This is a genomic window from Pseudomonas poae, assembly GCF_001439785.1.
GTDB lineage: Bacteria > Pseudomonadota > Gammaproteobacteria > Pseudomonadales > Pseudomonadaceae > Aquipseudomonas > Aquipseudomonas poae.
Map to the genome: position 1 here is coordinate 35,240 of NZ_JYLI01000003.1, position 13,624 is coordinate 48,863.

Sequence of the window (13,624 nt, forward strand, 5' to 3'; positions counted from 1 at the left end):
TCTACAGGTAAATCGTGCCTTGCATGTACAGCACGGCCTTGCCGGAAATAATCACGCGGTCACCCTGAAGCTCGCAGCGCAACTGGCCCTTGCGCGTGCCGCCCTGCTCGGCAGTCAATTGCGATTTGCCCAGGCGTGCCGCCCAGAATGGCGCCAGTGACGTGTGCGCGGAACCCGTGACCGGGTCTTCATTGACCCCCACATTGGGCCCGAACCAGCGCGAGATAAAATCAAACCGCGTGCTTCTGGCCGTCACGGCAATGCCGCGCTTGGGCAAGCCCTTAAGACGTGCAAAATCCGGCGTCAGTGCAGCGACCTGGGCCTCGTTGTCCACCACTACGATGTAGTCATCGGTGCCGAATACCTCGGCGTGCTCAATCCCCAAGGCGCTCAACAGTTCGGCGGGCGGCTCGCAGCGTTCCGGGTGCCGGGCCGGGAAGTCCATGGCCAACTCGTCGCCATGGCGCGTCACCCGCAGCTCGCCGCTGCGGGTGGCAAAGCGCAGCACCTGCGGCGCATCCGCCAGCGCATGGAACAACACCCAGGCCGCCGCCAGCGTGGCATGGCCGCACAGGTCCACTTCAACTTGGGGGGTAAACCAGCGCAACTCATAGTGCTCGCCACGGGGCACAAAGTACGCGGTTTCCGAGAGGTTGTTCTCGGCGGCGATGTTCTGCAACTGCTCGTCGGGCAACCACTCGGTGAGCGGGCAGACGGCTGCGGGGTTGCCGCCGAACGGATGTTGGCTGAAGGCGTCGACTTGATAGATGTCCAGTTTCACCGCAGGGCGCTCCATGTGGGGAGGCTGGACACTAACAGTGGGGTCGGGGGGCGTCAAAATACAGTTGGGAAGTTTTTGTGCGATTCAGACACTTTTCTCAAGGCATAAAAAAACGGCCTACCTTTCGGTAAGCCGTTTTTAGTACTTGGTGGCTACGCAGTCATTTGAACTGGGTCTGTATAGTGCTGTTATATATAGGTTTTGTTGGTGTGTTGTGAGTTAGGCATACATGTGGGCATACATGCCCCTCCTTGTTACCTCTCAACCATGCCCTCAGCACTGGTAGCGATCACGAATGTACCGGTTGTAGTAAGAGCCCTTTGAGCTAGCTGACATCAACCCTTGGTGGATCGTCGGGGGGACGTTACAGAAGTCGTAGGAGTGCCCTTGCTGAAAGCGGATTCTCATTCTCTTGGTGGCAGCATCGTAGCCAACAGAGGTCATTGCATCAGATCGAACAGCAACCATATCCATATCACTTTCCCTAGCAGCGACGAGCTCCAGGTTGGTAGCTCGATCACTCGATACTAAGCCAATCCGCCGGGTGTTTGCTTCAGAGGTCTAAAACCCGCTGGGAGACCGTGCTTTCGCTAACCTCAGTAATTGGGTGAAGCGGTGAATCGCGACGTGTATCTCATCTAGCGTATCCCCGTCCCACTCCTCAACCGTCTCTAACTCAGCTCGTAAACTGACGATACGCTGTTCGATTTCTTCGACTTCAGCGGCACCGCATTGCCTAGCGATTGCCTGCCAATCGTCATCAGAGATTTTTTCGTGGAGAGCTAAGCCGGCTCGGGCATTTGCGATCAGCTTCTGAAGGTTATTCATCTGAGATCTCGGGTGGGCGGCAGAAAAAGGTGCTGGGGACCCTGTCGATATCCTGAGTATACGGGGCATGAAACCCGCGGGATCGAGTTAGTGGGAGGTGCCGGAAGTTACTGAAATTTCAATCGTTGAAATTGAAAGGATCTTGAAGAAAAAGGGCCACCGTTACAGCTTCGGTAAAGGTGGCTGTATCTGTTGCTGATAGTGAACACCTGCATAGCGTCAACCATGGTGATGGGTGTCAACCACGTCAACCTGTCAACCAACTTAAAAAATCCATCCGCTAACACGAACGCGCGGGTTCTTTGCCCCGTACCTAGAAGAATGCTTCAGGGTCCCCACCGTCGAACCAAAGCCAAGACCATGACCCACCTCAGCTTCGCTGAAGGAGCAATATTATAGGGGCTAGGGGGTTAGCCTAATAAAACCGTGTTACAGGTGTTACGTGTGTTACATAAGACTATAACTATATGATTTTAATCATTTTATATTGCGTTACACAGCTGGAGCTGGTTTGCCGATATGCGTGTTACACGGAAAATAGGTGTTACATCTATGAGTGCTTTGGGAGGAGGTGCTTGTGATGAATACGGTGTGTGTCATCAAACCATGGGCTTTCGCTTAGAGAGCTGCTACCGGCCAGAAGTACACCCGGGACTTACTATCTCAACCTGAGCATTGCCGCTATACCTAAAGTACTCCAGGATTTCTCGGTCGATATTCTATAACGCGCCAGGTTAGGACTGATTTGGGAATACTTTTCCAGCTCCGATACTGAGTTTCATCATGCGTATAGATGCGTATAGATGCGTTTAGATCGGATTCGATCCGCTCCTTGAATCGCTCTCACGTAGCTATCGATGGCTGGACAAATCCCACCGAAACGAAGCAGGCCGAAATTCATTCCGAAGGTTTGGACCGAAAGGCGTTAAAGGTGAGTAACAACGATGAGGTTCACGTACTGAATGCAACCTCTCTACAGAACGACTGCACTCGGCCACTCCGTCGGTGTGCAAGCTTCAACCCTTAGTAATAGGGGGACGAGGCAACCCTTATGACCCTAATGCCCAGAAACTGATCCAACTCAAGTCGGCTTTAGCTGACGCGACCTGAGTCTCCTCCAGTCTCGTAAGCCGAGAGCGGATACGTCAGCGAGTCCGCTCAGACAACCACATACCCTCGTCAAACCACGCAAGAAGGGCGACTGGGGATAATGGCTTGGCGAAGTAATAACCTTGGCCCTGCTGACAGCCCCAACCTCGCAGCAGGTGGTAATGCAGCTCCGTTTCAACCCCTTCCGCCACGACGGTCAGGCGAAGATTCCGCACTAGGCTGATCAGGCCTCGGATGATGTGCCATTCGTTGTTACCCGGCTGAAGATCAGCCAATAGTGAACGATCGAGCTTGACGCTAGTTGCTGGAATCTGGCGCAGGTAGGCCCAGTTGCTGTAGCCACTGCCAAAGTCATCAATCCCAATGGCAACGCCGATATCGCGAAAGCGTTGCAGCTGATCCCGCACTGCCTGGAAATCGGTTACCAGAACGCTTTCGGTAAATTCGAGCTCAATGAATCGTGGTGCTACCTTGAAAACTTGCAGGGCCTCGACCAACTGATTGAACAGTTGCCCGTCAGTCAGATCCAGTGCCGAGACGTTCAAGGAGACAGTTATTTCCAAGCCCTGAGCGCGCCACTCTGATAGCTGCTCACAGACGCGCCGCACTACCCAACTGGTGATGTGGCGAATAGAAGCTGTGCTTTCGGCCAGTGGGATGAATTCAGCGGGACTAATTTCACCTAGCTTGGGATGCGACCACCGCAGCAGTGCCTCAACTGCGACGCACCGGTTGCTGGCAAGATCGACACGAGGTTGGTAGACAAGCCTGAACTGATCAACGGTGGCAAGTGCCGCTTCGATGTCATTGAGCAGTGCGGTGCTGCGACGCAGGCTAGCATCGATCGCGGGATCGTAATTGAGCCAACGCTGCTCGCTTCGGCGCGCCGCATCAGTAATGCTGGACATCAGGCGCAGAATATCCCGTGGCTGATCGGGATCGTGCTTGAGCGACAGTACGCAGATTCCTACATCGGAGAAAACGGGCACATCCACACAGTACAACGGCCTTTCGAAAGCATGCACGATGCTATCGACCAGGCTGGACAGTGATAGCGTCCGGTGGCTGAGCAGGGCGACAAAACCCAGGGTACCGGAGCGGTACAAGCGCGTACCTTCGGGCAGCAACTTCAAGAGCAGCTCTTTGACCGCCAGCATGAAGTTGGTAAAAAACTCGCTGCCAAGCGACTTCGCCAAACTATCCATCCCAGATGCGGAGAGCGGCTCTATAAGGATAGCGATCCGCTCATCCTGATCAGTTGCCTGCAGAATGTCAGCTTCAAAGCGCTGACGGTTGGGTAAGCCAGTCATCGGATCGATGTAATGCGAGCGATGCATGGATTCCAAGCGAGCCACCACGACCTGGGCCGCGTTGCGCAGAAGGGTTCGCCCTTGCTCGTCCATCGGCGCGTGCGCTTTATGGTCAATCACGCAGAGCCTGCCCAGGTTGCGCCCTGATTTGATCGTCAAAGGAGCACCTGCGTAATACCGGATGAACGGAGCGCCTAATACCAACGGGTTGCTCGAGAAGCGTGGGTCAGCGACAGGGTCGCACACTTCCAACACCCCCCCTTCGTCGAGACTGTGGGCGCAGAAGGACGTTTCGCGCAGAGTCCGTTCAGGCTCCATGCCCACACGGGCTTTGAAAACTTGGTAGTCGCGTTCGATGATGCTTACCAGCGAAGTAGGCACTTTAAAATAGCTGGCAACCATCGCCACGATGCTATTGAGCACAGGGTCCGAGCCGCTTTCCAAGTCCGAGGTCAAACGGTCTACGTCGACCAGTCGTGCGCGTTCTTCTTCGGGCGATGAGTTACACGTGGTCATATCGGCTACTATTGAAAGATAAGTCGGCTGGAAACACTAGGATTAGGTTTTAATTCTATGCGTTGAGCTTATCACGGCGCCAAAGTCCCACAATTATGGTTAGCCATTACGCTGTTAGACAGAAACTATAGGCTCTGGTTGTGAACTGCTTAAAGCTGAAGGCATTGTTGCCGATAATTATCTGCGGTGGCGAACCGTCGCCGTATCGACTGCCGACAATTCGCACCTCAGCTCTCCGACCCGGCCCCGACGGAGCAACATTTGATAAGTATTCTCTCTCGCACTCTTGAGGTGGTGCGCCGATTGGTGCGCTATCAGCCAAGCCCTCCGGTTAGCTACGCGGGCACCGTCATGGTGATTGCGCTATGTGCCGCCGTGCGCGCTCAGCTTTCATTCACGGCATTGCCGTACCTATTTTTTATACCGGGCCTGATGTTCATCGGTTTCCTCTTCGGTGTTGCCCCGTCGGTCCTGGGCTGCGTGCTAGCAGTGGTCACCGCACACTATTTCTTCATTGGCGGGATTGGCTTTAATGATGGCTTTGCCGCGTGGGCGAGTAGTGCGAGTTTCGCCCTTGTGACTTTCGGCATGGCGGTTGTTTGCGCTTTGTTCCGAAGAACCTTGAGCGCCCTCTACGCGGTCAATGATCGTCTGGAGTATGAGGTCGAGCGTCGTACACTGGAGCGAGATGGTATCTGGAATGTATCCCCTGACCTAATCTGCACACTGTCCTTGGGCGGGGACGTCGTGGCGATGAACCCGGCCTGGCAAACCGAAACCGGGCTTTCAGATCTAGAACTCAAGGGCGGTGCATTTTTCTGCTTCATCTCCCCCTCACAACTGTCAGATGCCCTACGCACCCTCGGCAGAGGGGATATCGCAGAGCTCGATACCCAAGGCTCTCGCGCCAATGGCAAACCGCTGCACCTGAACTGGCGAATAGCACGTCGAGAGGGGCTGTACTTTGCGGTCGCGCGGGACGTTACTGTATACAAAGAACGTCAAGAAGCGCTCGATCAAGTGAGCTCGCAGTTGCAGCAGAGCCAGAAGATGGAAGCGGTGGGCCAGCTAACAGGTGGATTGGCCCATGACTTCAATAACCTGCTGACCGTGATCACTGGCAGCTTGGACATGCTTGATCGACGTATCGCCCAGGGCAAGCAAGAGGATCTACCACTATATGTAGGGCTCGCACGAAAAGCTTCTGCCCGAGCAGCCTCTCTGACGCATCGGCTGCTGGCCTACGCCCGACGTCAACCTCTGGCGAGCTCAGTGGTCGACCCAGCGTTGCTAGCTCAAGAAATGAGGGAACTCATCAGCAGGACCCTCACGCCGCGGATCGAACTGGAGCTAGTGGTACCAGAAGAAACCTTGCTGTGCTTATGTGACGCCCACCAATTGGAAAACGCGATACTCAACCTGTGCATCAATGCACGCGACGCTATGCCTAATGGAGGTCGGCTACGGATCGAAATCAGCCAGACCCGCGTAGAAACTACGGATGGCGCTACAGCGCTGAACGCAGGGCAATACGCACTTTTCCGGATATCTGACACTGGAGTGGGTATGCCACAAAGCGTGCTTGAGCGCGCTTTCGACCCATTCTTCACCACCAAACCCTTGGGCTCTGGAACCGGCCTGGGCCTCTCGATGGTCTATGGCTTTGCCCAGCAATCATCGGGTGAAGCCCGGATCGAATCAGTTATGGGGAAAGGCACTACGGTGAGCCTTCTCCTGCCATTGCATCACAGCGAGGCGGCAACTGTTGATGTCAGCGTACCCAGCAGTATGGAACACGATTTCCAGGCAGATAACGCCAGGATAATCGTGGTAGACGACGAGGTCGCTATTCGTGACCTTATTGGTGAGGCGCTGGAAGAAGTCGGCTATCAGGTCACCAAAGCTGGAACCGCTGCACAAGCGCTGTGGGAGGTGGAAACGCAAGCAGAGGCAGCGTTATTGATCACGGACATCGGCCTGCCCGGCATTATGAGTGGCGATGAATTGGCGGTGATCGCGCTCGAAAAATGCCCGACACTCAAAGTCCTTTTCATTTCCGGCTTCTTGGAAAACGCTGTCCCGGCGATCGCACAAAAAAGCGGCCAGACCGAACTCCTGCTAAAGCCCTTTGCCCTAAAAGAGCTTAAAGCAATTGTGCAGCGTTTAATCTCTCAACGATGAGCAGACTCGACACCTCAGGCATACGCCACGCAATTCTCAACCTTCGTGCCTTGCCGCCCGCGAAGCCATCGACTGCATCTTCTAAAGCAGGCGAACTACCGCTAGCCAATCACGTTGCTCACATTGCTTTCTGCCGAGCACTATTCCTTGATCGAATAGCCCACAGCAGCATCGAAGCAGGATTAAGTCAAACTTGCAGATACATCCTGTAGGCGCCAGGAAGCGATCAGGATGGGGTGGTGTGTTTTGGGTAACGGAGTAAGCGGAGGGTGGGCTTCTTGCTTGCAGAGTTTGAGCTTCAGGTCGGCAAGCGTCCGCCTTTGGCTGAATACTGAGCATCACTAACGGTAGAAACGTACTACAAGCGACCTTCAATTGAGGGCTGTTGAGGCATATGCTCATTCTGGGGAAATTCATATAAAAAGAACGTGTACAAATTTAAATTTGTGTACAGATTTTTTCGTCCGTGACGATATAGATGGCGAGGTGCCATGGATAGGGCCCGCAACAATTATGAGTCCAATTGCCATGCTTACCCTCTTCGGAATGCGCCGTGATCGTCGCGCGATACAACAATTGGTGACTGCGATTACTCGCGGAGTACCGCCACAAGTAGACGGATGCGCTGAAGCAGCTGCAGTCCATGATGCCTGGAGAGCGTTCGATTCACTCGATCGCGGTTCCAGGTCCCGTATACAGGAGCTTGAGCAGGAATTGGAAGCAGCTCGTGAGCTACTTCGCGACGCAGCATCGTCCGCTTCTGCGCACGAGATCAGGTTTGATCTTGTGAACCGCGCTTCCAGCGAAGGGCTTTGGGATATGGAAGTAGTCGCCGGCGACCCCGTGAATCCTAAAAATCGTTTTTGGTGGTCTCAGCAACTACGCAACCTCTTGGGGTTCAGCGATGAGCGCGACTTCCCAAATGTTCTAGCCAGTTGGGCTGATCGCCTGCATCCACAGGACAAGCAGGCCACTCTTGACGCTTTCACCCGTCATCTGAACGATAAATCCGGGCATACCCCTTATAAGGTGAAAAATCGGCTTGCGATGAAGGACGGCTCATACCGCTGGTTCTACGCACAAGGAGAAACGCTGCGGGATGATCGAGGTATGCCTATACGCGTAGCGGGTTCTCTGCGTGACATCCATGATCAGCTTGAGCGAGATGAAGAGCACGACGTGATCATCACCAGGTTCGAACTGGCCCGGGAAATGCTCTCGGACGGTTTGTGGGATATGGAAGTTATTGCGGGTGACCCGGTAAACCCAAAGAACCCATTCTGGTGGTCTCCTCAATTCAGACGATTGCTTGGATTTGAAACCGTGGAGGAGTTCCCTGATGTCTTGGATAGCTGGGCATCCAGGCTGCACCCGGATGATAAGGAGCAAAGCCTCAATGCCTTTGGAGCTCACCTGAACGACCGGTCTGGGAGAACGCCCTTTGATATCGAGTATCGTCTCAAGATGAAGAGCGGTGAATATCGATGGTTCAGAGCTCGGGGTCAGACTCGGCGCGACGCCTCTGGCTCGCCGCTTCGGGTAGTAGGAGCCCTTGTGGATGTCCATCTGCAGCACGAGCAGGAAGCGTTACGACAGGCAGAGGTCGCGCATCAACTGACGCTTGAAGACAACATCGCTCAATTGTCTCAGATAGTTGGGACTATACAGAGCATTGCGAACCAGACAAATCTCCTGGCACTGAACGCGGCGATCGAGGCCGCGCGCGCTGGCGAAGCGGGTCGTGGCTTCGCAGTCGTTGCCGACGAGGTTCGCAAGCTCGCGACTCGCACTACAGAAGCAACCGAACAAGCTGCCGGGATGATCGCCCGCTAACTACTGCTCTGTTTAAGCCAAGCTAGCGCGACATTCGCCCATCTGCTCGCTGCCTCGGTACGTACAATGAAATTTATAGTAGGCAACCAACGGCAGTGAGCTCGAGCATCCATTACCCATCCAGATATGAAACATCTGTTGGGAATTTATGTAGGGCGCTCTGTATCGTTGCTGATGTTCTGATCGAAAGCGGTCCTAAGCCCTTAGCTGCCAAAGATTAGAAGCCTCAACATCTTGAGGCTTATTTCGTTATAGCAGGATCTAGCGAAGCGGAAGCTGCTTAAGCTTCCGCTTTTTCATCACCCGCTTTTTCTTTTGAGCTTGAGGTCAATAAAATTAAGCTCTGCATTGATTGCATCAATCGTGAGCGTCTCAACCTTGGTGTCTTTGGTTGCTCTTGCGTTGAGTTTTTTCACTCCAGCCATGCCGACAATTATCCCGTTTAAATGAAGCTTTCGGGCCTTCAGGTAATCAGGCATCTGTGAGCTGTTCTGTGGTGGTTTGTTCATGATTGGACCGATGGTAGGCCCGAAGCAGCCGACCCTTGCCGGTTGCTTCGGGGAAGGTTTGAGTTAGGCCGCCAACAGGTCAAGCAGGCTGTGTTGGTGTGAGCGAGCCGCGAGTTCTCGCCAGGTCCAGCTTCCAAAGTGCTCGCCCAGTTCAGGGATATCCAGCTTCATCAGTGCAACCGGGTCACGACTAATCAGGTTGCGTGCGGCCCACAGCTTGCCGCCGGTCTCCAGCAGTGTTTTGGCGGCCTCATTCCACTGTTCTTCCAGCACAGTGTTCGCCAGGTGAGCCGCTTTATTCTCGATCTCGGTGCGTTCCTTTTGTGCCTCTGTGATATGCAGATCAATCGTCACCAGCTCCTGCTCCAGTGCGGTGATGAGCAGTTGTTGGCGGCGGTGATGCTCAGCCACAGCCGTGAGGTTTTTTGCTGCCTTTTGAGCTTCTGCGTTAGCCGCTTTTTCGCCCTCTACATCGCCCCAGGCGACAGCCTGTGCATAAGCGGTGGCCGCGTCTGTTTCAGCTTGTCGAGCTTTTGCCATGTCTTCCTGATCGCTCTGGCGGACCTGCTGCAACCGGGTCTCGATGCTGCTGCGCTTTTCGTTGAGTTCCATCTCGTCGGCTTTCCAGTTCGCCATATCGCTGAGGTATCCCGCAGCCAAGCTCTCACGGTTTGCCAATCTCTCAAGGCGATGAATCTTTTGATTCAGGTTGCTGATCTCCAGATTTCGCGAGTCGATGCGTCTTTTGTGATCGTTGATTTCATCCTGCACGGCTCGTTGACGGCCCTGCTGGATAACCTCCGGGCTTTCCAGCGCCTCTTCGAAGGGAGCCAGGTCACCCTGAATACTCTCCACTTCGAGGGTCAGTTGGTCGCGGCGGTCTTTCAATTCTTGGATAGTGTTCATCTGTATTGTCTCTGGGTACTGCGGTTAATAGGGATGGTTGTCGAATGGCTGGCAAGGCCGGGAATGAGCCGGCGCTACCTCTATCAGCAGGCATGCCGTCAGGCGGCCTTGGCCTCGCCTTCATCCGTTCCTGGAACGGTCTTCACCACGTAGCAGCGTTGAGGTCCTAACCCGGGCAGGCGAATCAAGCTGTACGCCTTTCCGTCGGTTCCCGGCTCGAGCACGCCCCGTTGCAGCAGCTCCTTGTTCACCGCACTGATATTCATGCCCTTGAAGATCTCGGCCCTCCAGGCTTCCGGCAGCACGTAATAGGTATTGGTGGTATGCAGGGCATCGCCCATGCCGTGTTCCATCGTCTTGCGAAAGCCCAGTCGATCAATCGTGCGTGGGCCGTGTTCATCGATCTTGGCGGCGGCAGATTCCCAGCGGGTGAAGCGGCTCTCTCCAAAGCGTTCGATGACCTGGTGCAGTCGAGCCACAATCGCATCCCCCTCGAAGTTACCGGCGCCGCCGCGCTCAGCCAGCCAAGCGTGCAAACACACCCGTGCGGCGGTCGTGGCCGTACCATCGGGCCAACCGGTGACGCCGAAGGCGGTGGCCAGCTCTCCGGCCGCTGCTGCGAGGCCGAAGCGAAGGGCGGCGCGCTGGGCCTGCCCACTGGCCGAGGCGGGCAGGTTTTGGGTGATGAACTGCTCCACCGTGCGACGAATGATCACCGTCCATCTGAGCATTTCGCCAGGCGCGCACAGTGCGTGCAGGAAGGCGGTGAGGGGGGTGCCGTAGTACTTGGCGACACGGGCCTTGAGCGCGTCAGAGAGGGCGGCAGCGTCATCAAAACCGTTCAGTACATCGAACATGCCCAGGCTTTTGCTGGCGTCCGCTGGCACGGCAAGCATCCGCACCTCCATGCCGGCTTTCAGCTCTTTGTTGGCATCTGCCATGTGCTGCGCCAATGTCTTCTCGCCGGTCGAGAGAAACAGCAAGCGCCACTCCTGAACCTGTCGGCCCGCTTGTCCTCGATCATTCGCACGAGCCTTACCGGTGCCATTGCCGAGCATGTACACCGTCTCGCCGATAATGCGCGGATCGCACATGCCGATTTCATCCAGCACCAGTAGGCCGTCCGAATGTGCGGCGGCGATTGACTCCAGGGCGTTATCCGTCGAGCGCCATGAGCGCATCAGACGTGGCCCGCCATAAACCGAGGCCGCGACCTGCAAGTGAGTGGTTTTGCCCCCGGAACTGTCGCCATACAGGTGGAAGCCGCCCGACTCATGACCGAGCATGTTCAACAGAGGCCCTGCAAAGGCCACAGAAACGACAAACGCCAAGCGGTGGTTACCAACGCACAGCGCGCCGATTTGCTGCTGCCATTGCTCCAGAGAACCTGCCTCGCTGATCGGCGGCAACTGCGCACCGGCCTCATAAAAATGCAGGTGTTCGGCGTGCGAGCCGATCTGTTGTTCGGGCAATAGGAACGCATTGTCGTGCCAGCCCAGGCGCGTTACCAAACGTGCTCGCTGGGCGCTATCGAAGCCGCCAAGGTAACTCTGCAGATCATTGCGTGCGTTGCGCCCTGATCGGCTTCCAGCAAGGCGCAGGCCCATGTCTACCAGCGGGCCGAGTACGTCCTTACCGAAGTCGCCGGTCATGGTTCGGGCCGGAATGTTCCAGCGTTTTTTTGCGCCGTCCGGGTCGTCGAACTCGACCAATAACCCCCAGTTATGGCCCTTGTCGTCGCGAGTACGGGCGATGATTTCGAGAGGCGAACACACAGGACGCGCCTCGCCATCATCGCCGGAATAAAACACCCCTTCAGACGTCAGGCGAAAGCCGCCCGGCAATAGGTCATTTTTCGATTTCGCAGGGCGTTTGGCGGGCGCCTTTGCCTTCTGTTCTTGAGGTTCAGTTGGCTCAGCGGCACTGCCGAAAAACTCACCGCTGCGCACCAGCTCGGCGATGTGGGCAGCGGTCCAGCCTTTGGCTAACGCATCCGCTGCATCGTCGCCGTCTGCCCATTTTCCACCCTTGATGAGCGTGGGCTCTCCGCCTTTGCTGCTGGGCTTGAGCTTGAACACGTCGAGCGAAACTCGTTGTACCGAAGCGACGCCCAGCTCAATCAACTTGTGCTCGATGGCGTCCATGCAGGTCTTGCCGCTGGCATCGTTATCCGGCCATAGCACCACCGTGCGCCCTTTGAGTGGCGTCAGGTCGGCCTTGTGCCAAGAGTTGGAGCCGTTTGGCCAGCACGTGGCTACATGGTCGGGCATCAGTTCAGCGGCGGCATCAGCTGCTTTCTCGCCCTCACACAACACCACGGGCGCATCGGTGCGCTGTGCCAGCTCATCCAGGCGTAGCAGAGGCCGGAGCTCCGGCAATCCCTGCCAGCGCCATTGTGTGGTTTGTCCATCCGAACGTTTGCACCAGGTCAACGGCGCAAAGACTTTTCGCGGTTTGCCGTCTTCATCTGGGCTCAAGTCGAATCGATACAGCACCATGACCGGTTGGCCCTGCCCATCGCGATAGATCCACACCTTGGACGGGGCGCCGTGTTGTCGGTGCTTGGTTGGGCACTTGTTCATGGCCTCGGCCGAGATCGGCTGAACCGCGATCCACTCCGGTGTTGCGCTCTTGGTCGGTACGCTTTTGGCGGTCGCAGAACCTGCCGAAACACTGAGCAGATCCGCTAGCTTTTTGCAGGCCTCAACGTCTGTGCCGCCGCCGATGTAGCGCACCAGGTCTATCAGGTCACCGCCCTTATCGCCGGTGGCAAAATCCGCCCAGGTGCCTTTGCTCAAATTGACCTTGAGTGACCCTGCGCGCTTGTCGGTACGCGTGGGATTCGGTGCGGTGTATTCCTTGCCACCGTCGATACGTTTGCCGTCTGGCAGCCAGTGAGCAAGCACACGGTCGATGTTCTTCAGGGCTGCGCTTTTTACGTCGGCAAAGCTGGGGCGTTTTGAAGTGTTGCCGGTGCGCTGAATCATGGCGCTGTCCTCGTTGCATACAGCGCATCGTTGACGTCATCGATCAGCGCTTTTGCCATCTCGCCCAGGTAGAACGCCGGCCAACTAAACCGTTCGCCCTCATTACTCATGGCTGCGTCTAGGGTCAGTTGATTGGCGTAGTACTGAAACAGCGATATGGCCTCAAGTGCGTCCTCGATCGGTACGCCTGCATTGACCTTAAAAAGCTTTTGACTACCGCTGGCAACGCATGAGAATTCTGCACGCCCGAGGGTGTTGGCAGCGTTCACAGAGCACCGCCTTTCTGGCCCATTGGCACAGAGGAGGCATCACCGTACATGGTGAGTGTTTTGATCAAGCCTAAGGTGCCACGCACGTCCCAAATAACGGACGACAGCACGCGGTTGGAGAGCAGGGGTTTATCCCCGTCTAAGTGGTCTTCCAGCAGCATGAGAACGGAGTCGGCACGGTCCAGAGCACAGGTGATGGCGTCAATGGGAATACCGGCTTCAGCATCCTGGCTGACGCAGAGCAGATCCTCGGGTAGTGAAAAGCCTGGGAGCATGCTCATTGGGCACCCCCTGCGGCTTCCAGGGCGCGAGCCTTGGACATATGGGCGTTGTAACGGGAAAGGCGTGTAGCGAGGCTGGAGTTGGCGTGTAAAGCGGCGAGAGCCATTGCTCG

10 protein-coding genes and 2 pseudogenes are annotated in these 13,624 nt (G+C 55.9%); 3 read left to right on the forward strand and 9 right to left on the reverse strand.

Going from position 1 to position 13,624, the window contains the following annotated elements; all coding sequences use genetic code 11:
• Position 1: 1 nt before the first annotated feature.
• The 4 genes from TU75_RS03820 to TU75_RS03835 form a co-directional block, all read right to left on the reverse strand.
• On the reverse strand, positions 2–781 hold the full coding sequence (locus TU75_RS03820; protein WP_060548249.1) for a PhzF family phenazine biosynthesis protein: 780 nt from the start codon (positions 779–781) through the stop codon (positions 2–4).
• Positions 782–1,054: 273 nt separating this feature from the next.
• Positions 1,055–1,255, reverse strand: coding sequence for a KTSC domain-containing protein (locus TU75_RS03825; RefSeq protein ID WP_060548250.1), 201 nt, complete (start codon positions 1,253–1,255; stop codon positions 1,055–1,057).
• 87 nt (positions 1,256–1,342) lie between these two features.
• Positions 1,343–1,609, reverse strand: coding sequence for a hypothetical protein (locus TU75_RS03830; protein WP_060548251.1), 267 nt, complete (start codon positions 1,607–1,609; stop codon positions 1,343–1,345).
• A gap of 1,145 nt (positions 1,610–2,754) precedes the next feature.
• Entirely contained in the window at positions 2,755–4,545 is a 1,791-nt protein-coding gene (locus tag TU75_RS03835) for a sensor domain-containing phosphodiesterase (protein ID WP_060548252.1), read from the reverse strand.
• A 351-nt stretch (positions 4,546–4,896) separates the two neighbouring features.
• Between TU75_RS03835 and TU75_RS03840 the strand changes: the two genes are divergently transcribed.
• The 3 genes and pseudogenes from TU75_RS03840 to TU75_RS28460 form a co-directional block, all read left to right on the forward strand.
• The gene (locus TU75_RS03840; RefSeq protein ID WP_141719177.1) at positions 4,897–6,726 is read left to right on the forward strand and encodes an ATP-binding protein; all 1,830 of its coding nucleotides are present in this window, start codon (positions 4,897–4,899) and stop codon (positions 6,724–6,726) included.
• Positions 6,727–7,545: 819 nt separating this feature from the next.
• A pseudogene (locus tag TU75_RS28455) lies at positions 7,546–8,277 on the forward strand (PAS domain-containing protein); the annotation flags it as partial.
• A 45-nt stretch (positions 8,278–8,322) separates the two neighbouring features.
• A pseudogene (locus TU75_RS28460) lies at positions 8,323–8,550 on the forward strand (methyl-accepting chemotaxis protein); the annotation flags it as partial.
• A 308-nt stretch (positions 8,551–8,858) separates the two neighbouring features.
• Here the strand turns inward: TU75_RS28460 and TU75_RS03850 are convergent.
• The 5 genes from TU75_RS03850 to TU75_RS03870 all read right to left on the reverse strand — a co-directional run bounded on the left by TU75_RS03850 (position 8,859) and on the right by TU75_RS03870 (position 13,511).
• Positions 8,859–9,068: a hypothetical protein gene (locus tag TU75_RS03850; RefSeq protein WP_231982029.1), complete on the reverse strand. Its 210-nt coding sequence runs from the start codon at positions 9,066–9,068 to the stop codon at positions 8,859–8,861.
• Positions 9,069–9,131: 63 nt separating this feature from the next.
• Positions 9,132–9,974 (reverse strand): coiled-coil domain-containing protein, encoded by an 843-nt coding sequence (locus TU75_RS03855; protein WP_060548256.1) that lies wholly within the window; start codon positions 9,972–9,974, stop codon positions 9,132–9,134.
• 98 nt (positions 9,975–10,072) lie between these two features.
• Positions 10,073–12,961, reverse strand: a complete 2,889-nt coding sequence (locus TU75_RS03860) for a DUF927 domain-containing protein (RefSeq protein ID WP_060548257.1) — start codon at positions 12,959–12,961, stop codon at positions 10,073–10,075.
• Positions 12,958–13,230: a DUF3077 domain-containing protein gene (locus TU75_RS03865; RefSeq protein WP_060548258.1), complete on the reverse strand. Its 273-nt coding sequence runs from the start codon at positions 13,228–13,230 to the stop codon at positions 12,958–12,960. Before TU75_RS03865 ends, TU75_RS03860 begins: the two co-directional genes overlap by 4 nt.
• A complete protein-coding gene (locus tag TU75_RS03870; protein ID WP_060548259.1) occupies positions 13,227–13,511 on the reverse strand; it encodes a hypothetical protein in 285 nt (94 codons plus the stop codon). Before TU75_RS03870 ends, TU75_RS03865 begins: the two co-directional genes overlap by 4 nt.
• Positions 13,512–13,624: the final 113 nt, after the last annotated feature.

Excerpts from the sequence above, each read along its gene's own strand:
- TU75_RS03850 (WP_231982029.1), bottom strand. The coding sequence starts at position 9,068 with ATGAACAAACCACCACAGAACAGCTCACAGATGCCTGATTACCTGAAG.
- TU75_RS03840 (WP_141719177.1), top strand. The coding sequence starts at position 4,897 with ATGGTGATTGCGCTATGTGCCGCCGTGCGCGCTCAGCTTTCATTCACG.
- TU75_RS03855 (WP_060548256.1), bottom strand. The coding sequence starts at position 9,974 with ATGAACACTATCCAAGAATTGAAAGACCGCCGCGACCAACTGACCCTC.
- TU75_RS03860 (WP_060548257.1), bottom strand. The coding sequence starts at position 12,961 with ATGATTCAGCGCACCGGCAACACTTCAAAACGCCCCAGCTTTGCCGAC.
- TU75_RS03870 (WP_060548259.1), bottom strand. The coding sequence starts at position 13,511 with ATGAGCATGCTCCCAGGCTTTTCACTACCCGAGGATCTGCTCTGCGTC.
- TU75_RS03835 (WP_060548252.1), bottom strand. The coding sequence starts at position 4,545 with ATGACCACGTGTAACTCATCGCCCGAAGAAGAACGCGCACGACTGGTC.
- TU75_RS03830 (WP_060548251.1), bottom strand. The coding sequence starts at position 1,609 with ATGAATAACCTTCAGAAGCTGATCGCAAATGCCCGAGCCGGCTTAGCT.
- TU75_RS03825 (WP_060548250.1), bottom strand. The coding sequence starts at position 1,255 with ATGGATATGGTTGCTGTTCGATCTGATGCAATGACCTCTGTTGGCTAC.